Below are 22,813 nucleotides of genomic sequence, written 5' to 3'. Positions count from 1 at the left end.
TTTCTTGGTATTGATTCCTCCGGCAGGAGGTTTGTCCTAATTTTCCAGGCTAAACTTGTGCCCTGGAGCGGTTTGACGTGGCTTGATGCATCTTGATGGGAGTTATCAACAAGTTCTCCTCCTAGGTTATCAACAGGCTGTGGATAACCGTTTGCGAAAATTGGCTGAACTCTCTAGCTTGAGGGTATGGAACATTTTTTGCAGCCCCGGGCAGCTCTAGCTTCTCCGCTGCTCTGGGTCGTCACTAAAGGACCCGACACAGGTCAAGCTTTACCCGCGATTCCAGGGATATTTGGCAGATTGAGCGGATTGAGCGATCCGCAAATCTCGCGTCAAAATCTGCATCTGGAAACTTCAAAAAACTCTTTGCGCGCCTTGCCGTTCCCCGGTTCTACCCCTGTGTACAAGGTGTGGAAAACTCGTCCCTGGTCGCATCAGATACGTCGCGTCTGCCATCTCAAGCCCGGCACACAACTCAAACTTGGTACCACCACACTGCGCCTGAGTCGCCGTCCGTCCGACCTTCGGTTGGTTCCACCCCCAGCTCCACGACAGTTTGCAGGACGAGCTGCTTTATTCATGTTCCTACCGCTGCTACTCATGCTGGGATTAGGGGCTTTCCTAGGATGGCGCCTGCTGGTGATTGTGGGCATTGCCGGCACGATAGCCCTGATGGTGTTCATCCGGCAAGCACTGGCGGTACCGACTCCGGACAAGCTCTGGCTCGCCGCCGCCACTCCCCTGGCGGTGCCTTCGCAAAAAGTCAGTGAGATTCGTGTGTTTACGGGTCGGAAACTCCACCGCAGAATCCTGCAGATTCAACCGGGAGAAACACTGTGTTTCACCGGAACACAAGGCGCCGATCAGGCCCGGTGGGTCATCGCCCAAGCTATCCTGTTTGGGCAAGCTCGGCTCAGCGCAAATAATCCCGACCCGTGGCGAGGACTCAAACCGCGTGAAGAATCAGAAAAATCCGCACCCCGAACCCTGACGATTCGCGTATTTGACCCCAGCGAGACCCCACATTTGGAGAGGGACGAAGTCGGGATAACCATCTGTGCCGAGATGCCTCCACCGTGGGCGCAACGTATCCTCGCCACGCACCCGCACCGCCTCGCTATCACCGCCACCTGGTTTAGCTCTCTTATGGACGCACTGGGAGAAAATCCGCAGCGTCTTAGCCTGACTGCCATGCCTCCCACCGAGACATTGCCCGACCTGGTAGATGTCACCCAGTGGGGACACACCAGTCCCGAGACTATTGCCCGTAACTGGCAGGCGCCTCCCCCAGGCTTGTGCGCCCAGCTCGGGGTGAGCACCGCAGAACGTCCCTGGGCGGTTGATTTGGTAAAAGAAGGACCACACGCACTGGTGGCGGGCACGACAGGGGCAGGAAAGTCCGAGCTGTTGACCACCTGGTTGCTGGCATTGGCTTTGCACTATTCTCCTCGCGACTTACGGTTTATTTTGCTTGATTACAAGGGCGGGGCGGCTTTTGCGGCGTTGGGCGCCCTGCCCCACACTCACGGTGTGCTGACCGACTTGACGCCCCAGCTCACTTCTCGTGCCCTAGCTTCCCTGGAGGCATTCCTGAAACAGCGCGAGACGGTTCTATCTCAGGTCAAAGCCCGCGACCTAGAGCACTATCATCAGCTCACGGGACAACGGCTGCCCAGGGTGCTCATCGTAGTGGACGAATTTCGCGCACTAGCCACGGATCATCCCGAGACTTTGGAAAATTTAATTCGCCTGGCGACGCATGGGCGCTCGTTGGGGCTGCACTTGATTTTGGCTACGCAAAAGCCCGGTGGAGTAGTTAACGGTCAAATTTTGGCTAATACCAATCTGCGAATAGCTTTGCGGGTTCGTTCACCCCAAGACTCCACCGAGATACTCAGCGATACGCGGGCGGCGAGTCTCCCGCACATTCCGGGTCGTCTGTATTGGGAAGGACTCACTTCCGGTGTGGCGCAGGCCGCCTGGTGCGGGAAAGCCGACTGGGTACGCCATTGCGTGGAACAGGTTTGCCAGGCATGGGAGAAATGCCACGGAAACGCACCTTTGCCAGAAATCTGGTGCCCCGATTTACCCCTAGTGGTGCCGTGCCCCCCGCAGAGTTTCGCCCTGCTGGACTTTCCCCACCAGGCTCGACAAACCTGGCGTTTTCCGCAATCTAGCCTGGGTATTTTTGGAAATCCCGGCAGCGGACGAACCACTGCCCTGACCACTCTAACCACAATGTGGCTCTGTCAAAGTCGCTCGACTATAGTCATCACTCCCGACCCGTCAACGTTTTGGAACCAGTGGCGTGGGCACAGTAGCGACCCGTCGCCAGGTTCTTTCCAACGTTTTCTCACCGTGTTTGCTCCGCAGGACTTGTGGAAACTCGAACAATTCATGTCCTTAGCAGCTAACCGTGGTTTAGAAGGAGCCGCGGTGGCGATTGACCGGGCGGATTTGCTGGCTGATGAACTGGAACGGCTCTATCCGGGACAGGGGGTAAAGCGCTTGGAAACATTGCTGAGCGAAACCGGATCGGGCAGCTATGCACTGGCGTTCACGGCTCCTTTGAGTGCTGGGCATAGCGGTTGGGGAGCCTTAGCGGGCGAAAAATTCGTGTTATGTCCACGAGATACGGTGGATTTGCATTCTGCCGGCGTTGAGTCAAACGGAGTACACGGGCGTTTGCGTGAGTCTTTGCCTGCGGTAATCACACCAGGTCGCGGAGTGTGGCAAATCGGCAACGCGTGCATCACCGCACAAATTGGTATCTCCACGTGTGAAAGTCTGGCCGAAATATCTGACCCAGAGTCGAGCGCGAGTTCTCCTGAGAATACGCCAAACACCCCAGGCAATAAAGAAATTGTTTTAGTGGACCTTCCGAAAGCATTTTCCCATCGAGAAATGCCCCACAGCGCGCTGCAAGTTACGTTAGGCTGGTCCTCATCCCGTCGCGATTGGCTGAGTCTTTCTGCCGCGCAGCGTCACTGGGTGGTGGACGATTTGCCCGAGTTACGTCCCCTGGTTGCCCAGTTGAAACGCGAATATCGTCGTCTTGGTTACCAGCTAATCGAGGCAGAAGATTTAGCACCTGAACACATCAATCGGAATAGTTTCATCATTGTCTCCAAATCTGAACATAACATATCAAAGCTGAATGTTTTATGGGAGACTATTGAGAGTAGCCTGAAACTTGACCTAACATTCTTAGAATTGCGCTCACCTGGAATTATGTCCGAAAATTTAGCCCTCTCGTTACCAAATTCTGCCAATCGGAAAGTTACGATTACCCAATTAGGCAACACCATCGAGGCTAGACACCGGGTGGCAAATTACCTTAACGTCGAGATGGATCACGTTAGAAAACTCCAGACTATCGGCGGATTCCCAGCCTTTTATCGGCATGGTCCCGAAGTGGGAGCTTTGGTCACTCCAGATGGTAGTGTGACACATATCACATGATATTTGGAAGATTCTTGATTTACATCTCTTGAAAATGCATTGGAATGATGTCACCCTTGTTAAGTCGAATTTATTCCACGCAAAAGTTTTACAAATCCCTAACCTAATCTTTTGCACCGAACTCTAAGGAGTAATTATGGACTGGCGCGATCAAGCAGCTTGCCTTACCGTAGATCCTGAGCTTTTCTTCCCGGTAGGGAACACCGGCCCAGCACTGGCTCAGATTGAGGAAGCCAAGGCCGTGTGCGCGACCTGCCAGGTTGTAGACATTTGCCTGAAGTGGGCTCTGGATAACAACCAGGATGCCGGCGTCTGGGGTGGCACCAGTGAGGACGAGCGTCGTTCTCTGAAGCGTCGCAACGCTCGTAATGCCCGCGCGCGTCGCGCTTCGAGCCTTTAATTCCTAACCGTTCTGGGGTGTCAAGCCCAGAAAGACCCCGCTGGTGGTGAGCGCATTAGGTTGCTCACCACCATGGTTTTTTACCCGTCTCAACGCACGAACAAAAACTGCCAGTTCACAGCTTGGTAGCGGTAAGGCGCACAATCGTGCCAGTCGCGGGCGGCTCTCGGTTCTCCCATTGCACGGTTCCGACCAGCTCAGTTTTCACTAAGGTTTGGACGATTTGGGTACCCAAGCCCGAACCTACCGAATTGCCTGTCAGACCGTGCCCGTCGTCGGTGACTGTCACCACTAAAGTTTCGTTCGTGTCGTCCCGGTGCGCCTCGACCTCAACCACCCCATCGCGATCTTCCAAACCGTGTTCAATCGCATTGGTTACCAGCTCGGTAAGCACCAGCCCCAAGGCGGAGGCCGCATCCGCACCCAGCGTCCCAAAGCTACCCACGAAACGTGTCTCCACAAAGTGGTCAGATGATGCTGCCGTCGCTACCAGAGCTAACAGCCTGCGGAACGTGTCATCAAACGACACAGTCTCATCAACTGTATGCGACAGCGCCTCGTGAACCATTGCAATAATCGAAATTCGCCGTTCCGCCTGCGATAGCGCCTCTTGAACTACCGAGTTATCCGAACGGCGAGCTTGCAGACGCAGCAGAGCACTGACCGTTTGGAGATTATTTTTGACCCGGTGATGCACTTCACGGATGGTAGCGTCTTTGCTCAGCAGTTCCTTTTCCCGATGACGTTTTTCCGTCACATCGCGACACAGCAGCAGGGCTCCAATCCGCTCCCCCTCCTCGACCAGTGGCAGCGAACGAACGGTCAAATCCACTCCACGCACGTCAATCTCAGCTAGAGCGGAAGACCGTCCTCGCAGCACTGTTGACAAATCCTCATCGATAACGCTGCCCTTTTCCAGCAGCGGCAGGACGGAGTCGCTGAGCTTCTCGCCATAAAGCTGGTTATAAAAACCGAGCCGTTTGAAAGCAGAAATCCCGTTCGGCGAGCAATGTTCCACCACGCCCTCACCATCGAGCATCAGCGCCCCGTCAGCCACGCGGGGATTGCCGTGCTTGCCGGTGGTCGGGGTGACCTCGAAAGGAAAGTCCCCAGCTGCCACCATCTTTAAGAGGGTTCGAGAAACCGCTTTAAACCATCCCTCGCCACCAATCTCACCGACTTGGAAAGCCAGATTGGTTTCAATCGCCAGGACTCCAATGTTTCGTCCGTCAAAAGGCACGGGCACCAGCACTTCTGATACCGTGTTCATCCCGGTCCAACGGTGTACGGGGTTTTCAATAATCTCCCCTTTTATCAAGACCTGTTCCAGCAGCGAGAGACGAGTGGCAGGCAGGTTCAGCCCAATGACGTCATCCAGGTGGACGGTGGGACCGGTGGCGGGACGGCAGTGTGCCGCGCAAGACATACCATCGTAACGATTGGGCAGCCACAGCAGTAAATCTGCTTGGGAAAGGTCAGAAATAATCTGCCAATCCGACACCAAACGATAGAGCTGTTCTACTGCATCTGCGGACAATTCCTGGAATGGGGGTTCCCTCAAAGAGCGTTTAAATGTCGACACCCTCTCAGGGTATGCGTTGGGCTGTGTTTTGGGCAACCTGCATTTAGAATATAAAGGTAATTGAAACTTCAGGAGAGCCTCGACATGAAATTCACCCAGACCCTGGTTTATTCCGGATCTCGCGCCCAAGTCACCGAGATGTTAAAAAATCCGGAATACTACAAGAAACGCTGGGCAGCATTGGATGATTGCGCCCAAGTCGACTTGAGTCTGACTGAAAACCGCATCCGAGTATCTTCCACCGTGTCAGTTTCTGCTGAGAACCTCGAACAGCTGGCGAATAAGCTCAATTCCGGGCTGAACTTGAAAGTGGTGGAAGTCTGGGACTTGAATCAGCCCGGATGGGTCGAGAACGGCACCATGAGTGGCTCGATGGCGGGCGTCCCCGTAAAATTTTCCGCCACGATGGTGGCCAATTCTGGGTCGATTCCACAGTCCGACACCGAAATTACGCTGGAGGGCGAAGTGACCTGCGCGATTCCTTTCTTTGCGGCGGGGGTAGAGCGCGCCGTGATAAAGACCATTCAAAATGCTTTCACCAAAGAGACTGCCAAAGCTGACGAATTTTTGCTTTAGGGGTCCCTGATACAGTGGTTTTATACCATTTCCAGCATGTTTAAGAGGGGAAATATGACCATCACCGACCACCAATACGAGGACTTGCTAGCCGACATTATGTCTCACGGCGTGGAAAAACCCGACCGTACCGGGACGGGAACTCGCTCAATTTTTGGGCGCCAGCTACGCTATGACCTCTCGCAGGGATTTCCTGCCATCACCACCAAAAGCTTGTACTGGCACGGTGTGGTCGGCGAATTGCTGTGGTTCTTGCAGGGAGGGACCAATAACCGCTGGCTTCAGGAGAACAACATTCATATCTGGGACGAGTGGGCAGACGAATCCGGTGATTTGGGTCCAATATACGGGCATCAGTGGCGCGCCTGGCCTACCGCTGCCGGTCCGGTGGATCAGGTGAAAAAGCTGCTGGAGACCCTGCAAAATGACCCGTCATCCCGGCGCATGTTGGTGTCAGCTTGGAATGTTTCCGACTTAGACCAGATGGCACTGGCTCCCTGTCACGCTTTCTTTCAATGCTGGGTCGGACAAGGTCGTCTCTCCCTGCAGATTTACCAGCGTTCGGCAGATATGTTCCTCGGGGTGCCTTTCAATATCGCCTCCTATGCCCTACTGACCCACATGCTGGCTCAACAGTCCAATCTGCAGGTCGGTGAACTGGTGTGGACCGGCGGTGATTGCCACATCTATTCCAACCACGTGGATCAAGTCTCCCTGCAGCTGTCTCGTGAGCCGTACCCCTTCCCCATATTGGAACTAGATAAAGCCGAGTCTATTGACGGCTACACTTTTGACATGATTCGTCTGGCGAATTATCAACACCACCCCAAAATTTCCGCTCCCGTAGCGGTCTGATAAGAGAGGCAGCATGGTCGTCTTGAATCCTGATACAAATCATCCTGTCTCTAATCCCTGTGGCTGGATTCCCCCAATCTCTCCTGATTCAACACCTATTCCGGAGGATGTCTCGGCGAGTTCTCGTGCTGGACATGGTATCGGTGTGCTGGGAATGATTTGGGCAGAGGACAAAGCACAGGTCCTGGGTGCTGGTGGCAAGATGCTGTGGCACGTCCCCGCAGATTTTAAACACTTCAAAGACACGACTATGGGCAGTCCTATCATCATGGGACGAGCCTCGTTTCTCTCCCTGGGTCAGGCTCTGCCCGGTCGGCGCAATATCGTGCTTACCGGGTCACGTGAATTCACCGCTCCCGACGTCGAGATAGCGCACAGCCTCGAGGAAGCGTTGGAGCTTTGCGCCCGCACCCCCCAAGTGTGGATTACCGGAGGAGCCAAAGTTTATCGTGAAGTCATGGAGTTGGGACTGGCAGATTTGCTGGTAGTCACCCAATTGGACATGACCGCTATGGTGCCGCCAATGAGCACGGTGGCTTATGCCCCGGTGATTGACCCCGTTCGTTGGCAACTGGACCTGACCCGTTCGGATGAAAACTGGCGCCCGAAATCTGGGGATGCCGCCTGGCGAGTCCGGTATTACATACCTCGCTAGAGCTTGAGTTGTGCAAAGGACGGCGGGTCCAGTCACACCGAATGTTACTTCGGCACGATTTCAAGACCGCCGTGAAGAGGAAATGCGCCCCTAGAGATGCAGCCGCCGCATAGCTTTCAAGGCGAATTTTAAGACCTTAACGTATTGTTCCTGGCTCAGACCCATAATCGGAGCAATGGGAACCGCACGGTTTTGCACCGCGATGGTGCGTGATTCCATGTACTTTCGGATGCCCTCTATACCGTGGCGACGCCCCAAGCCAGAATCTTTCCAGCCCCCCATCGGCGCATCGGTGGAACCCCAGGCTGCGGTGAATCCTTCGTTAACATTCACTGTGCCCGCTTCAATCCGGCGCGCCACCGCCACGGCGTGAGAAGGTTGACCCCAAACCGAGGCGTTCAAGCCATAATTCGTGTCGTTAGCCAGGGCGATAGCCTGTTCATCCGTGTGGAAACGATACAGAGACACCACGGGACCAAAAGTCTCATGATTGAACAGGGTCATCCCCTCTTCGACGCCCTCCAAAAGCGTGGGAGCATAGGCGGTGTAGCTGATTTCAGGCAAGGCATGACCGCCAGTCAGAGCGACCGCGCCCTTGCCCAGGGCATCTTGCACCTGAGTATCAATCGTTTCGAGATGATGCTCGGAAATCAGGACCCCCATGTCAGTCTCCCAATCGAAGGAAACCGCCACTTTCATATCATTGATACGTTTAATGAGCTTGGCTTTGAATTCATCGTAGATCGAGTCTTGCACGTAGAGACGCTCAATCGAAACGCACAGCTGACCGGTGTTGGCATAAGCGGAGCGCACCAGACCCGCCACCGCATCGTCCACCCGCGCGTCCTCCAGCACTATCATCGGATTCTTGCCGCCCAGCTCAGCCGAAACCCCAATCAGGTTTTCACCCGATTGCTTGGCAATAACTCGACCGGTAGCAGTAGAACCGGTAAACATCATGAAGTCGACCTGCTGGATGAGTGGAGTTCCGAGCTCAGAGCCGCGTCCGGGCACCAAGATAAACAAATCTGGATCCAGCCCAGCTTTCATCATGAGAACTTTCCCGATCACCACGGACAAAGGAGTGTTAGAGTCCGGCTTCGTGACGATGGCATTGCCAGCCGCGAGAGCCGCGATAGCATCCGTAATCCCCATCGACAGCGGGTAGTTCCAGGGTGCAATCACGCCTACGACACCCTTGGGCTCATACATCACAAAAGTGCGAGTCACGCCGGGAAAAGCCCCGCGACGCCGCTCCTCACGAACCGCGCGAGAAAGTATGCGGGCGTAGTAGCGACAATTCAGGGCAATATCTTGAATCTCGTCATAGGCATGGTAGCGGGATTTGCCGGTTTCCCACTGAATCACATCGAGAATTTCGTCAGAATACTCCCACAGCAAGTCATGAAGTTTGTACAAAAAACGAGCCCTGGTGGCAGCCGGCGCCTTGCCCCAGCGTCGTCCCGCAGCGCGAGCACGCACAATGGCTTGATCCAGGTCAGCCAGAGTAGCCTGCGGAACTCCCAAAGTATCCATGCCGGTGAACGGTGATTTTACAGTCCGTAACGGACGACCTTCCGGCAGCCCCACTGCCCTTTCGAGGTCTGACACCAAGTGACGAAAGGAAGCCTCACAGCGTTGCTGCATCTGACGCGCTTGAGCTTCGGCTGAAGCAGAAGGATAAATCGTTTCAGTTTCCGTATCGGACATCACAGTCTCCTTTGACAGTTCGGTATCACATCGTTGGGATATGCATCCATTTTAGGACAAAATACCTACCTACGATTGATGAACAACATTTGGGGAAATACCCCGTTGTCCTCATTCTGTAACAGCCACGCCGAGCTGCCGTTTACCCTTTCGGAACAAAACGACCCCACCCGGCAACACGTCTTCAGCAGTGATGACCCGACCTTCATCCTCAACTTTTTCGTTATTCAGGTAAGCCCCTCCGGAGGCGACAGTACGTTTTGCCGCGCCGATGCCCTTTTCCAACCCCGAGTCCACCAGGAGGTGCAAAATATTGGTCTGTCCCAGCACGACTTGGGTCCGTGGCAAATCGACGGTGGCTGCTACCAGGGTTTTCCCGTCTACCTCACGCAGGTCACCGCGACCAAACAGCGCTGTCGAAGCTGCCTTGACCCGTTCGGTCTGATCCGCCCCGTGCACCAGAGTGGTCACAGCTTCAGCCAAAGCGCGTTGCGCGGCGCGTTTCCCTGGGTTTTCCTTTGTTTCGGTTTCTAACGCTTCGATTTCCCCGCGGCTCAGGAAAGTAAAAACTTTCAGCAGGTTCACCACGTCAGCGTCCTCAGTGTTCAACCAGAACTGGTAAAAGGCGTAGGGGCTGAACATTTCTGGATCAAGCCAAATCGCCCCGCCTTCGGATTTGCCAAACTTGGTGCCATCAGATTTGGTAATCAAAGGAGTGGTCATGACGTGAACATCTTTGCCTTCAATCTTACGAATCAAATCCATGCCGCCGACCAGGTTGCCCCATTGATCGTTGCCCCCCGTCTCTAAAGTGACGCCGTATTTCCGGTACAGCTGCAGGTAATCATTAGCTTGCAGAATTTGGTAAGAAAATTCTGTGAATGAGATACCTTCATCACTCTTGAGCCGCCGCGCCACCGCATCTTTAGCCAGCATCGTGCCCATCCGGAAGTTTTTACCCAAGTCCCTCAGCAAATCAATCGCGGACAGCGGCGCGGTCCACTCCAGATTATTGACCATCCGCGCCGGATTCCCGCCCTCAAAATCGAGGAAACGCTCAATTTGACACTGTAGGCGATCCGCCCAGCCCGCCACGGTTTCTTTGTCCTGCAGTTGACGCTCCGCCGTCATGCGCGGGTCACCAATCAAACCGGTCGCTCCCCCCACCAGCGCGATGGGATGATGTCCCGCCAGTTGCAGATGGCGCATCATGATGAGCTGCACCAGGTGTCCGTGATGCAACGATGCCGCAGTCGGATCAAAACCACAATAAAACGTAAGCGGACCTTCGCTCAAAGCCCGTCGCAACGCATCCATATCGGTGTGTTGCTTTATCAGACCTCGCCAAGTCAGTTTGTCAATCAAATCGCTCACGTTTACTTCCTTCAATAGTTCTTGTCGTTACGTTTTCACGCCCCTCTATGCTACCGGGTTTGCCACGCTCATACGAAAAGGTCGGGTCATTGCGTTACCTCACGGAATACACCAGGTCGGGGATAGAGTTGGTCCCAGGAACCGCAGTTCCTGGGACCAACTGGTTATTCAGATTAATCTCCGTGTTCCCAAGAAGCCGGATCACTGGAAATATTACGTCCTTGGGCGATTGCTTCTTTGGTCCAAACGTCAGTGGGTAGTTCGCCAGGGAGGAACTCATTGTCACTGGAACAGAACTGGATTTCGTCCTCTGTCTTTGTTTGGAGCTGGTGCTGGTAATCCTTGAGGGCGCCCACAGCCCACTTGAACAGCAGGGTGCAAGCCACCAAGTTCATGATGGCCAACAGGGCCGCGGTCCAGTCGCCCAAGTTCCACACCATCTCCAGGGAGAGCACTGAGCCCAGGAACACCGCGATGATAGAAATCGCCTTGACAATCCACGCGTTATTCTCAATGCCCAGCAGGTACTTAATGTTGCCTTCGGAATAGCTGAAGTTACCCAGCAAAGTCGAGTAAACGAACATAAAGATGACGATAAGGATAATCGGTTTAGTCCAGGGACCCAACGCAGCCAGCGAATCAACCGTGAGGGCCGCGCCGTCAGAAGGCTGTTCAGCCGCGTTCGGGTCGTAGACTCCTCCGAGCAACACAATGAAAGCGGTCGCACTGCAGACCAAGATGGTGTCCACGAATACGCCGAGGGACTGAATCATTCCTTGCTTAACCGGGTGAGACACGGTAGCGGTCGCAGCCGCGTTCGGGGCGGAACCCATACCGGCTTCGTTGGAGTACAGACCACGCTTCGTGCCGTTCATCAGAGCCGCAAACAAACCGCCTAAAGTTCCGCCTGCTACTGAATTCACACCGAATGCACCCTGGATAATCATGTCGAATACTGTACCGAGTTGACCTATGTTCTCGATGATAACAATCACCGCTAAGGTCATGTAAATGACTGCCATCAGCGGAGCCAGGTATTCAGCGATACGCGCTACTGAACGAATCCCGGCAATAAAGAAAGGCGCGGTGATGGCTACCAGCAACAGCCCGGTGGCGTAGGTAGGCATTCCGAAGTTCGCTTTCGCTAAGCCCGCCAGGGTATTGGCTTGAATCAGCTGGAAGGTGAAAGCGTAAGTGAAAATGAGCAATACCGCAAATACGGAACCCCAGGCACGCGAGCCCAGTCCACGTTCAATGTAGAAAGCCGGACCACCGCGGAAGGTTCCATCAGGATTACGGACCTTGAACATCTGTGCTAAGGTCGCCTCCACGAAGGCACTAGCCATCCCGACCAGAGCCACAATCCACATCCAAAAGATGGAGCCGGCACCACCCAAGGTAATCGCGATAGCTACCCCGGCAATGTTGCCGGTGCCGACACGGTCTGCCAACCCCACCGCGAAAGCCTGGAAAGAGCTGATGCCCCCATGAGAGCCTTTCCGGGAGCCCATCACGGTCTTCCACATTTTAGAAAACATGGTGATCTGGACGGCGCCGGTACGAATCGTCGCGTAGATTCCAAAACCGAGCAGGACGACAATCAATACGTATCCAATGCTCATACCGTAGACGGTACCAAGGGCATTGGCCACAAGCTGATTAAATTTTTCGAAAGGTGAAAGCTCCTCGGGCTTCACCGGGACTATTGCTGGAAATGGCAGCATTTTTTCTCCTAACTGGTTACAGCTATATATCAATAAATTGGGTTATGCGGGGCGATAGAGTGGAAATAAAAACCTTCACGTCCCAGCTTTTCTATGCTTGACTTTCGGTAGTTTCTTCATTGGTCATGTCGGAGGCGGGCATCGGCGCAGACTCGCCGGATTTCTTCATGACCCACCGATAGCTAACCGCTAACAGACCTACAAAAATAACCACTCCTACAACTTTTGCGACTGGCGCAAAAGAATCGGGGACTATCCCCAGGGCGTTCGCGTTACTGGTGGCTCCAATAATGCCGGCGTTGAGGATGCCGAACAGCGAGTCACCCACAATTAGACCGGTCGCCAGCAACACGCCTAGGCGCTTGGACTGTTCAGCCTTTTCTTGACGTTGCGCCCACCGGTTGTAAATCCAGCCCACCAGAGCACCCAACGCAATGACCAGAGTGGTCGTAATGTTGAGGTACATGCCCATGCCGACGGCGAGCGGAGCCAGGTTGAACCGGCTGACGCGACCCATGATTTCATCAACGATGACGACGCCAACACCAATCAAAGCTCCCAGACCGAACAGCTGCCAGTTCATGTCCCCACCAAAAATCCCTTTAGCGATGGTGGACAGCAGAGTCGCCTGTGGGGCTTGCAGGGCGGTAGTCTCATCTACCCCCTCCATCCCGGAGAAGCCAAAGCTGGTCATCAACAACTGCAGGACTGGAGGAATCACCAGAGAACCAAAAATAACTCCGACGATAAGGGCAACCTGCTGTTTCCAGGGGGTAGCCCCCACCAGTTGACCGGTCTTTAAGTCTTGCAGGTTATCATTCGAGATGGTAGCGATACCGAACACGATTGCAGTCGTAAACAACGCATAGGCAGTCAGTTCGGTGGGGTGAGTCTGGCTGGTGTTGCCGGTCACCAACAGAATCAGCAGCGAGGCCGCAATAATCACGATAATACCCACGCCAGAAATTGGAGAGTTAGAGGCCCCAATCAGACCTGCCATATAACCGCAAATACTGGCAATCAGCAAGCCCAAAACCAGCACAAACAGAATGCTGAGCATAATCAACGCCACGAGGTGATGCGAGATAGGCGAATTCCGGAGGAAATTCCACAGCAGCAAGCCAATGGGAATCATGGACAGCAAGGTGATGGCAGCCACGTATTTGAAAGGAATGTCCTGTTCTGTGAGCGGAACCTGACTACCGGTTTCACGCAATTTTGAAGATTTTAAGGAGTCTGCAATGCCCCTCAGGATGGGACCGATAATCTTTAGCAGCGTCCACACCGCCGCCACCGCCATGGCTCCAGCCCCAATCATGCGTACGTCATGGGCGAAAATCGTGCTGACCGCATCACCGAGATCCTGATTCGCAATCTGTCCTTGAGTCAAGACTGGCAGCAGTATCCCGTATGAAATCAGCAAACCGACCAGCATCGCGGTGCCGACTGCGGGACCGACCAGATGCCCCACCCCCATCAAAGCCAAAGACAGGGAACCGCCAATCATGGTGCCTCCGGCGCCAATCCGGAAGTTCGCGCTCAAAGATCCCGCGGTTGCTTTTAACGCCGTGAGCAGCGCCATTCCTGCAGACGCTAAGCCACCCCAGATAATCACCAGCAGACCACGACGATTTTCCTCGGCAGAGCCGTTTTCATCCCCCACTTTCAGCACTTCTGCAGCCGCAACACCTTCCGGATAGGGCAGGTCTGATCCCGTCACCAGAGCGCGACGCAGTGGAATTGAATACATTACGCCGAGAATGCCACCGACCATGCACACGGCTGTGGTCTCCCAGTAGGGAAAGCCGGACCAATATCCCACCATAACCAGACCGGGCACCACAAAGATGATGGCTGAAAGCGTGCCGGCTGCCGACGCGATGGTCTGGACGATATTGTTCTCCACGACCGTGTGGTCATGAAAATACCGCAGGATAGCCATGGAAATCACCGCAGCCGGAATGGAAGTGGCAAAGGTCAGACCAACTTTCAATCCGAGATAAGCGTTAGCAGCGGTGAATATCAGAGTGATTAACCCGCCGATGATAACGGCTCGGAAGGTTAACTCGCGATATGGGTGAGCGGACTGGGCTTCGGCATTATTTGTCGCAGCGGCCGCAGGCTGATTGGACAAGGATTTCTCGCCTTCTTTAGTAAATCGTTTCAATTTTTGCAACCCAGCAGGGCTAACAACTTTTTATACGGATTTTAAACTACCATTAACCTAACCTGACGTACCAATATCGTGGCTTTACCTGGCAAAAGGGAAAACCTCGTTTCCCGCTAAATCACCGCAACGCCCTCGTGCAGTAAACCTCGAAACCGAGTGAGTTCGCGTCGCTCCGGCACCCTCCGAATGCGGTATACAGAGGGCAATCCCCAGGTGCTTAGTTCTGTGCGATGCCGAAATGCCGCGCAATGGCGGTCAGAATCGGATAATCAGCAGGCAGCCAGGGCAAGCTCTCGGAATGTTTGAGGTCTACCCAATGCAGGGACAAATGCGCTACTCCAACCTGGGGCGTACTGTGCGGCGCAAGGGCGCACAGGTACACGAACATCTGAAATCCTCCGTGCGCAGGCCAGGTTTCCTGCAAGCGCTCCCCCACGATAATTTCCGCTGACAGCTCTTCACGCAACTCCCGGCGCAGGGCCTGTTCGGGAGTTTCTCCGGGTTCGGTCTTACCACCGGGAAATTCATAGAAACCCCGCCATTGTTCGGGATAAGAGCGTTGCGCCCCCAGCACCTGCGTTGGTTGGCTGAGGTCATCCAGAATCGCCGCTGCGACCACTATCGGCTGAAACACACTTTCGAGTCTAATCGCTTTGCGCTGCCGAAAGAAACCCCGTTCCGGGCGTTCTGGGCTCGTAGGGTCACTCTATGATTATGGATTTTGGCGTTGTGGAGGACTCCGGGACCACCCTGACCGATATTCAACCCGTACTTCAGACCTTGTCCACCGGATTGCAGGCTTAACTGCCACGAGGTTCTTTACGCGTGGCGATGGGATTTTTTGAGGAGTGAAATGCATTCCTCGCAGATGGCGCTCACAATAAAGAGCGGATACATTCGTCCTCTATTTATTGCTATTTGTCTAGATTTGGTTCCTGTTTCGCTTAACGTGCAACCAAAATTTCGTGCACCAAATTCATCCGAGAGGCTTTTGCCATCACGGTGCTTGCTAGTACTGGAACGCCTGCAGCTGTTGGCGCGCTGCGGAAATCTGTTCCGCGACGCGCTCCGGAGCCGTGCCCCCCACGCCGCGGCGACCTTGAACCGATCCGGCAGCGGTCAGGACGTCACGAACCTCTGGGGTCAGCAGCGGGTCAATCCCCGCGAAATCAGCATCGCTGAGGTCCTCCAACCCAACTCCTCGCCCTTCTGCCAAGGCAACACAGGCTCCCGAGACTTCGTGGGCATGACGGAAAGGCATACCGCGTTTCACCAACCATTCAGCCACGTCGGTCGCCAGGGAGAAACCTGCGGTAGACAGCGTTTCCATACGTTCATAGTGCAAGGTCATGGTGTCCACCATCCCGGTCATCGCCGGCAACAAAACTTCCAGAGTGTCGATGGCGTCAAACACCGGTTCTTTGTCTTCCTGCAGGTCCCGGTCGTAAGCCAGCGGCAAGCCTTTCATCGTAGTCAGCAAACCCGTCAAGTCACCGAGCAGACGCCCCGCTTTGCCGCGTGCCAGTTCAGCCACATCCGGGTTCTTCTTTTGGGGCATAATGCTGGACCCGGTCGAATAGGAATCATCCAACGTGACGTAGCCGAACTCGGCAGTATTCCAAATAATGATTTCTTCTGCCAACCGCGACATATCCACCGCCACCTGGGTGAGGACATAGAGAAACTCCACTACCCCGTCTCGTGAAGCCGTGGCATCAATCGAGTTCGGACAGACCTGAGAAAAGCCCAGCTCACGCGCGACCAATTCCGGATCCAACCCCAGCGTATTGCCTGCCAAAGCTCCGCCTCCGTAAGGAGAGGCATCGTTACGCTTTGCCCAGTCCCGCAAACGCTCCAAATTGCGCAGCTGTGGCCAAAAGTGAGCCATTAACTGATGTGCGACCATCACTGGCTGAGCGTGTTGCATATGCGTGCGACCGGGCATGATATGGGTTCCGGCACGGTCAGCTTGAGACAAAATCGCCCGGCAAAGCGCGGCAATCAGACCCTGCAGGTGGGCAGCGGCATCCCGCAGGTACATCCGCACCAGGGTGGCAATCTGGTCATTGCGGGAGCGTCCCGCCCGCAGTTTTCCGCCCAGTTCCGGTCCGGCGTAGTTTTCTTGCAGCAATCCGCGTTCCAGCGCGGTATGAACGTCCTCGTCATCGGGAGAATACGTGAAAGTTCCGTCAGCGACGTCTGCCCGCAGACGTCGCAGAGCGGCACTCAAGTCGGTGTATTCCGACTCGGTCAGCAGCCCTGCCGCCCGTAGCGCCTGCGCGTGAGCTAAAGAGCCCTGCAAGTCGTAGTCAGCTAAGCGCCAATCAAACTGGGTAGACACCGACAGCGCCGTCAACGCTTGGGCAGGTCCGCCCTGGAATCTGCCACCCCACAGGGCTAACTTTTCACTCATGTGTACTCCTTTTCTCTCAACGCCACAGTACCACCGGCAGCCAAACCGAGTGGCTCGGCTGCCGGGGAACTGAAACGAGGCTACAGCCCGGAAAACCGAACAGGGACTTAGAGGTGCGAGGCCTGCAGCGTAATACCCTTGCCGTATTTTCCATCACGCGCCGCAGCTAGCTTGGACTGCAATCCGTACAGTTCAATGAAACCGCGCGCCGCGCCTTGATTAATGAATCCCCAGAATCGTAGGTAGCCAGTTTGAAATCATAGAGAGAAGCCTCAGAACGACGCCCGTTCACGACTGCCCGCCCAGCGTGCATCTCCATACGAATATCGCCAGACACATATTCTTGCGTGTGCGCCACAAAGGCATCCAAGGATTTCTTTAGTGGCGAATTCCATTGCGCCTCGTAAACCAAATCGGACCACGCTGGCTCTACCATCTGACGTTTGTAACGCAACTGCATCCGCTCCAGAGTCACTGCTTCCAGAGCCTGATGGGCAGTAAGCAGCGCCATCGCACCGGGGGCTTCATAGATTTCACGCGATTTAATCCCAATCAGACGATCCTCGACCACATCAATACGCCCAATCCCCTGGGCGCCGGCACGCCGATTCATCTCTTGGATGACCTGCAGCGGAGTCATTTTTACGCCGTCAATCGCGACGGGAATGCCCTTTTCGAAAGTAATCACCACCTCATCGGGAATTCCCGCGAATGCCGGGTCGTCCGTGTAGTTGTACACATCCTTGGTAGGGGCGTTCCACAGATCCTCCAAAAAGCCGGTTTCAATGGCTCTGCCCCACAAGTTTTGGTCGATTGAGAAGGGGTTATGTTTCGTCGTTTCGATGGGCAAGTGGTGTTCCTCCGCGTAAGCAATCGACACGTCACGTTGCAGGGACAGATCACGAATCGGCGATACGCATTTCAAATCCGGCGCCAGAGAAGTAAACGACACCTCGAAACGGACCTGATCGTTGCCTTTTCCGGTACATCCGTGAGCCATGGTGGTGGCGCCAAACTGTTTAGCCGCCATCACCAGGTGTTTGGCGATAAGGGGGCGGGACAACGCTGAAACCAGGGGGTATTGACCTTGGTACAGTCCATTAGCTTGCAGGGAGGGCATACAGTACTCGGTGGCAAACTCGTCTTTGGCATCAGCGATATAAGCCTCCACCGCCCCGCAATCAAGAGCGCGCTGGCGGATGACATCCATGTCCTCTCCGCCTTGCCCCACGTCCACCGACACCGCAATCGTGTCCACGCCGAGTTTGTCTTTCATCCAACCAATAGCCACCGAAGTGTCCAAGCCGCCTGAATAAGCCAGCACTACCCGTTCAGTCATAGTGTTCTCTCTTTCTGAAATTTTTAAAAAAAGTCCTAGGTGAATGTTTTTTGAGGTTTAAAATCTGGGGAAATGTAGTGTAGGTCTAGCGCTTGGCCAGGCCTCGCAGCTTATCGCACAGTTCTGTGGCAGATTCAACGCTGTCACAGATAACTAAAATCGTATTGTCCCCTGCCAGGCAGCCCAACACGTGTTCCAGGTTTTCCTTGTCAATGACGGACGCCAAAGTACCGGCTGTGGCTGGCGGTGTACGCAGCACCACCTGATTCATGGCTTGAGTCGCCTGAATCAAAAGCGGAGCGCACCAGCGTTCCAGTGTTCCCGGCAGCTGCAAAAGTCGTTCAGTAACGGCTCGGGCACCGCCCAAAACGTAGCGGAGAGAGCCATTTTCATCTCGCACTTTCGTAGCTGCCAACTCTTCGAGGTCCCGCGATAGCGTGGCCTGCGTTACAGAAAACCCAGCGTTTTCCAGCAGGGTTTGCAAGACTCCCTGAGAGCGCACCACATTATCCGCCAACAGCCGAGAAATAGCGCTATGGCGGGAAATCTTGGATTGCACTACCGAGTTTTCAGGCACGGGTGCCTCCGAGGCGAATTTCTTCGTCTGCCTGACGCTGCACCCGGTCCAAGACTTCCGGCAGAGCTTGGGTAAACATGCGGGTCTGGGACGGATTAATGATGAGCGGTGGCGCCAGACGAATTGTGAACGTATCCGGGGCGTTAACGATGAATCCTGCTCTGAACAGTTCGTCTGCCAGTGGCTTCGCCAAGGGATTACGTAAACCTATTCCCAGCAGCAGGCCGCGTCCTCGGACTTCACTGATGAGCGGGTGTTCCAGCTCGAGAATCTCGCGTTTCCAGATCTCGCCTACATTTTGCACGTTAGACAGCAAGCCTTCTTCGGTGACAGTGTTAATCATCGTCAACACGGAGGCTCCCGCCAGCGGATTGCCCGCAAAAGTCGAACCATGCATCCCCGGTTTTAGCACGCTTGCCGCCTCAGCGTTGAGAGCCACGCAAGCCCCGACCGGGAACCCTGCGCCCAGACCTTTTGCTAACGTCACCACATCCGGAACGATTCCTGACGAATGGTGAGCCATCCAAGTCCCCGTGCGCCCCATCCCGGTTTGTACTTCATCCAAAACCAGCATGGCACCGGCGCGGGACGTCACTTCACGTGCTACCTTGAGGAAATCGTCAGAAATCGGACGCACCCCGGCTTCACCTTGAATCGGTTCGATAAACAAAGCCGCAACGGATTCTCCCCGTGCCCCCTCAAAGGCACGTTCCAAAGCCGCGATGTTGTATGGCAGGAAAACAACTTCAGCCGGCATGGGCTGGAAAGGATCGCGGAAAATCGATTTGTAGGTCAGCGACAACGCCCCCATGGTACGTCCATGAAAAGAGTTTTCCAGCGCGAGAAACCTGTTGCGATTAGCTCCTCCCCGCGCCCGCGCCAGCTTAAACGCCGCCTCCAGCGCTTCGGTACCCGAGTTGGTAAAGAACACGCGCGAGCCCTGCGGAGCGCCACCAGGCTCAACTATCGACAAAATCCGCTCTGCGGCTTCAATCTGTGGCTGGGTCGCAAAATAGTTACTGACGTGCCCTAAGGTTTCGACCTGTTCATGTAGAGCGGTGACGATATTGGGGTGTCCGTGCCCCAGGGCGTTGACTGCGATACCGCCCAACAAGTCGAGATATTGATGACCGTCCTCGTCCCATACAAAGCAGCCCGCCCCGCGAGTCAGCACAGTTTTCGGAGTCCCAAAAGTATTCATAATCGAGTTCTCGTAGCGCGTAATCCACTCTTTGACGTCCATTTTTGCTTCTTTCACTAGGCGGGTGAGGAGGTTTGGGTTTAGGCTTTCCGAAATTGCATCGTAGGCAGGGGCTCGCCGTCATGAGGGCGCAGCGGCAGGACATTGTCCGGAATGACTTCGGTACCGGTTCCTTGGTCAGTCACGATTTCGAGAAGCATGGAGTGAGCCAAGCGTCCGTCAATGATGGTCGCACGGGATACTCCGCCCTGTACCGCGTCGAGACAAGCCTGCATTTTCGGCACCATTCCGGATTTGATGGTCGGCAACATGCGTTCCAGTTCACTGGCGGTCAGGTACCTGATGAGGGATGCCGGGTTATCAATATCTTGGTAAAGCCCCTCCACGTCGGTGAGGATGATGAGCTTGCGTGCCTTTAATCCAATAGCTAGGGCTGCCGCAACCGCATCGGCGTTGACGTTGAGCACCACGTTAGGATCGTCAACTGAGGGCGCAATGGAGGAAATGACCGGAATGTTGCCCTGTTCCAGCATGTCCACTACCGCGCGGGGATGAACAGTGACGATGTCCCCGACTAGTCCCAAGTCGCTGCCCGGCTCGCAGTGGCGTTTCCGCGCGCCAAACAGACCGGCGTCCTCGCCAGTGAGCCCAATCGCCAGGGATTCTTCCACGTTTAGTAATCCCACGAGTTCACGCTGCACTTTACCGGTTAGGACCATACGCACGACTTCCATAACCTCCGGGGTCGTCACCCGGTAGCCGTTGATGAAAGGCGCTTCTAAACCCAATCGATCCAGCATCTTTGTAATTTGTGGTCCGCCACCGTGGACCACTACTGGGCGCAAACCAACCTGATGCAAGAACTGTATGTCAGCGGCGAAAGCACGGCGCAAATCCTCGTTAATCATCGCATTGCCGCCGTATTTGATGACGACAGTGGCACCGCGGTAGCTGCGCAACCACGGCATTGCTTCCAGCAACACCTCGGTCTTTTGTATCGGCGTAATCATCGTGTTCTTTCCATTTCTTTGGTTTTGCAGTGTGAATCTCCCGCGGGATTTAGTCCTCACCAGAGTCAATCACGTGGTGTAATCCCCGTTGATATGCACATACTCGTGAGTCAAATCACTGGTCCACAAGTGGGCTTCTTCCTGACCAGCGTGCAGCTCGACCAGGATATGACACTCCCGCGGACTCATGTCAGCCAAATAGGGATCCTCACCGATTCCCCCGTTTTTACAGACTTTCACACCGTTAATGGAAACATCCACCCGAGCCGGGTCGAAAGGCAAGACGTCTTCTGGAACTGTACCCAGCTGGGACAGAATGCGCCCCCAGTTCGGGTCGTTGCCATACACGGCGGTTTTTACCAGGTTAGAGCGCGAAATCGTCCGAGCTGCCTCCAAAGCGCCCGCTTCGCTGGCAGCCCCGGTCACCCGAATTTCAATATCGTGATGCGCTCCCTCAGCATCCCGTAGCAGTTGCAGGGCTAAGTCTTCACAGACTTGCAAAAGAGCGGCGGCAAACTCGTCCGGGTCAGGCTTGACTCCGGAAGCGCCAGATGCCAGTAGCAACACAGTGTCATTGGTAGACATGCAGCCATCCGAGTCAAGGCGATTGAAGGTCCGGTCTACTGCTTGGGACAGAATCGTTTGCATGGTTGCAGAATCCCCAACAGCGTCGGTGGTAAGCACCACAATCATGGTCGCCAGAGCAGGAGCCAGCATTCCGGCACCTTTTGCCATGCCACCGATCCTCCACCCGGCAGGACTTTCGTGAGTGACCGTTTTTGCCTTCGTATCGGTGGTGAGAATAGCCTCGGCAGCCTCAGCACCACCGTTCTCACCCAGCTTGGCAGCAACCGTGTCAATACCGGCGGTCATTTTGGGCATATTCAAGGCTCGCCCAATGATTCCGGTGGAACACACCAAACATTCATTTTCTGCCACACCCAGAACCTGACCCAGATGCGCCGCCATTGCGGCAGCGTCCCTATCCCCCTGTTCACCGGTACAAGCGTTAGCGATTGCCGAGTTGATAACTACGGCTTGAGCGCGACCTCCCGCTACGACTTTCCGATCCCAGCCTACCGGAGCAGCAAACACGCGATTGGATGTAAACACCCCCGCTACAGTGGAGTCAGGACCCAGATTCCTAACGATAGCCATATCCGGATGCAGCTTGCCGCGTAGACCCACATGGTCACCGGCGGCCGTAAAACCACGGGGATAAGTAACGCTCATTGCCTACCTCCTGTTTTTCACACTTACAGGTAATAAATATACGCCAATATGAATAGTTTTACAAAACTGTGCAAAGATTCATAAAAACACGTTGGCTCGAATCCACATGGACCCGAGCCGAACGTTCACGGTTTTATGCAGGGCTAGTTAACCCAAGCGCCATTTTGATAGAACTGGAAGTTGTCACCTTGATACGAACCCAGTTTGACCAAACTGATGATGAAGTCAATCAAAGTCCAAATTCCAAAACAACCAATGGTGATAATCATCAAAATACCAAGACCGACTTGACCACGCAGGAAACGGTGCACGCCCAGGTTGCCGAAAAAGAAGCACATCAAAATATAGAGAACCTTGCTGACTTCGCGAAACTGTCCCGGAGCACCAACATTAACGCCGTAAGGCATCTGCTGGTATTGCTGGAATTGGGGCTGTGGCGGCTGCGGTTGTTGTGGCTGCTGAGGCTGAGGCTGCATGCCGTATTGAGGATTGGACATAAGTAATACACCTTTGCTCTTAAATTTAGTCCGCC

General features: G+C 54.7%; 17 protein-coding genes and 1 pseudogene. 5 read left to right on the top strand and 13 right to left on the bottom strand.

Annotation, left to right across the window (positions count from 1 at the left end):
• Positions 1-186 precede the first annotated feature (186 nt).
• Both HMPREF0576_RS02130 and HMPREF0576_RS02125 read left to right on the top strand, forming a co-directional pair.
• The gene (locus HMPREF0576_RS02130) at positions 187-3,462 is read left to right on the top strand and encodes an FtsK/SpoIIIE domain-containing protein (protein ID WP_004010525.1); all 3,276 of its coding nucleotides are present in this window, start codon (positions 187-189) and stop codon (positions 3,460-3,462) included.
• A gap of 136 nt (positions 3,463-3,598) precedes the next feature.
• Positions 3,599-3,862 carry a WhiB family transcriptional regulator gene (locus HMPREF0576_RS02125; RefSeq protein ID WP_004008046.1) on the top strand — a complete coding sequence of 88 codons (264 nt, stop codon included), beginning with the start codon at positions 3,599-3,601 and terminating at the stop codon, positions 3,860-3,862.
• Positions 3,863-3,977: 115 nt separating this feature from the next.
• On the opposite strand, the gene HMPREF0576_RS02120 is transcribed toward HMPREF0576_RS02125, so the two are convergent.
• Entirely contained in the window at positions 3,978-5,444 is a 1,467-nt protein-coding gene (locus tag HMPREF0576_RS02120; RefSeq protein ID WP_236585901.1) for a sensor histidine kinase, read from the bottom strand.
• 84 nt (positions 5,445-5,528) lie between these two features.
• Between HMPREF0576_RS02120 and HMPREF0576_RS02115 the strand changes: the two genes are divergently transcribed.
• The 3 genes from HMPREF0576_RS02115 to HMPREF0576_RS02105 are packed head-to-tail and all read left to right on the top strand — an operon-like array spanning position 5,529 to position 7,530.
• Positions 5,529-6,020: a DUF2505 domain-containing protein gene (locus HMPREF0576_RS02115; protein ID WP_245527307.1), complete on the top strand. Its 492-nt coding sequence runs from the start codon at positions 5,529-5,531 to the stop codon at positions 6,018-6,020.
• Between the two features lie 54 nt (positions 6,021-6,074).
• The gene (locus HMPREF0576_RS02110) at positions 6,075-6,875 is read left to right on the top strand and encodes a thymidylate synthase (protein WP_049776682.1); all 801 of its coding nucleotides are present in this window, start codon (positions 6,075-6,077) and stop codon (positions 6,873-6,875) included.
• 13 nt (positions 6,876-6,888) lie between these two features.
• On the top strand, positions 6,889-7,530 hold the full coding sequence (locus HMPREF0576_RS02105; RefSeq protein WP_004010522.1) for a dihydrofolate reductase: 642 nt from the start codon (positions 6,889-6,891) through the stop codon (positions 7,528-7,530).
• Between the two features lie 90 nt (positions 7,531-7,620).
• Here HMPREF0576_RS02105 and HMPREF0576_RS02100 read toward each other — a convergent pair whose 3' ends face one another.
• The 12 genes and pseudogenes from HMPREF0576_RS02100 to HMPREF0576_RS02045 form a co-directional block, all read right to left on the bottom strand.
• Positions 7,621-9,240, bottom strand: a complete 1,620-nt coding sequence (locus HMPREF0576_RS02100) for a succinic semialdehyde dehydrogenase (protein ID WP_004010521.1) — start codon at positions 9,238-9,240, stop codon at positions 7,621-7,623.
• 111 nt (positions 9,241-9,351) lie between these two features.
• Positions 9,352-10,629: a tyrosine--tRNA ligase gene (gene tyrS / locus HMPREF0576_RS02095; protein WP_004010520.1), complete on the bottom strand. Its 1,278-nt coding sequence runs from the start codon at positions 10,627-10,629 to the stop codon at positions 9,352-9,354.
• Between the two features lie 158 nt (positions 10,630-10,787).
• The gene (locus HMPREF0576_RS02090; RefSeq protein WP_004010519.1) at positions 10,788-12,338 is read right to left on the bottom strand and encodes an alanine/glycine:cation symporter family protein; all 1,551 of its coding nucleotides are present in this window, start codon (positions 12,336-12,338) and stop codon (positions 10,788-10,790) included.
• 91 nt (positions 12,339-12,429) lie between these two features.
• Positions 12,430-14,514, bottom strand: coding sequence for an OPT family oligopeptide transporter (locus HMPREF0576_RS02085; RefSeq protein WP_004010518.1), 2,085 nt, complete (start codon positions 14,512-14,514; stop codon positions 12,430-12,432).
• 211 nt (positions 14,515-14,725) lie between these two features.
• Positions 14,726-15,142, bottom strand: a complete 417-nt coding sequence (locus HMPREF0576_RS02080; protein ID WP_004008055.1) for a (deoxy)nucleoside triphosphate pyrophosphohydrolase — start codon at positions 15,140-15,142, stop codon at positions 14,726-14,728.
• Positions 15,143-15,517: 375 nt separating this feature from the next.
• Positions 15,518-16,921: an argininosuccinate lyase gene (gene argH / locus HMPREF0576_RS02075; protein ID WP_004010517.1), complete on the bottom strand. Its 1,404-nt coding sequence runs from the start codon at positions 16,919-16,921 to the stop codon at positions 15,518-15,520.
• Positions 16,922-17,028: 107 nt separating this feature from the next.
• Positions 17,029-18,260, bottom strand: a pseudogene (locus HMPREF0576_RS02070) (argininosuccinate synthase).
• 85 nt (positions 18,261-18,345) lie between these two features.
• Entirely contained in the window at positions 18,346-18,837 is a 492-nt protein-coding gene (locus HMPREF0576_RS02065; RefSeq protein ID WP_004009792.1) for an arginine repressor, read from the bottom strand.
• On the bottom strand, positions 18,830-20,080 hold the full coding sequence (locus HMPREF0576_RS02060) for an acetylornithine transaminase (RefSeq protein ID WP_004010515.1): 1,251 nt from the start codon (positions 20,078-20,080) through the stop codon (positions 18,830-18,832). Before HMPREF0576_RS02060 ends, HMPREF0576_RS02065 begins: the two co-directional genes overlap by 8 nt.
• Before the next feature lie 38 nt (positions 20,081-20,118).
• Entirely contained in the window at positions 20,119-21,048 is a 930-nt protein-coding gene (argB, locus tag HMPREF0576_RS02055) for an acetylglutamate kinase (protein WP_004008060.1), read from the bottom strand.
• A 69-nt stretch (positions 21,049-21,117) separates the two neighbouring features.
• On the bottom strand, positions 21,118-22,281 hold the full coding sequence (gene argJ / locus HMPREF0576_RS02050) for a bifunctional glutamate N-acetyltransferase/amino-acid acetyltransferase ArgJ (RefSeq protein WP_004010514.1): 1,164 nt from the start codon (positions 22,279-22,281) through the stop codon (positions 21,118-21,120).
• Positions 22,282-22,424: 143 nt separating this feature from the next.
• Positions 22,425-22,778 carry a TM2 domain-containing protein gene (locus HMPREF0576_RS02045; protein WP_004008062.1) on the bottom strand — a complete coding sequence of 118 codons (354 nt, stop codon included), beginning with the start codon at positions 22,776-22,778 and terminating at the stop codon, positions 22,425-22,427.
• Positions 22,779-22,813: the final 35 nt, after the last annotated feature.

It is taken from the genome of Mobiluncus holmesii ATCC 35242 (genome assembly GCF_000185445.1).
In the GTDB taxonomy this organism is placed as follows: Bacteria; Actinomycetota; Actinomycetes; order Actinomycetales; family Actinomycetaceae; genus Mobiluncus; species Mobiluncus curtisii.
This window is presented reverse-complemented; position numbering and strand designations above follow the sequence as displayed.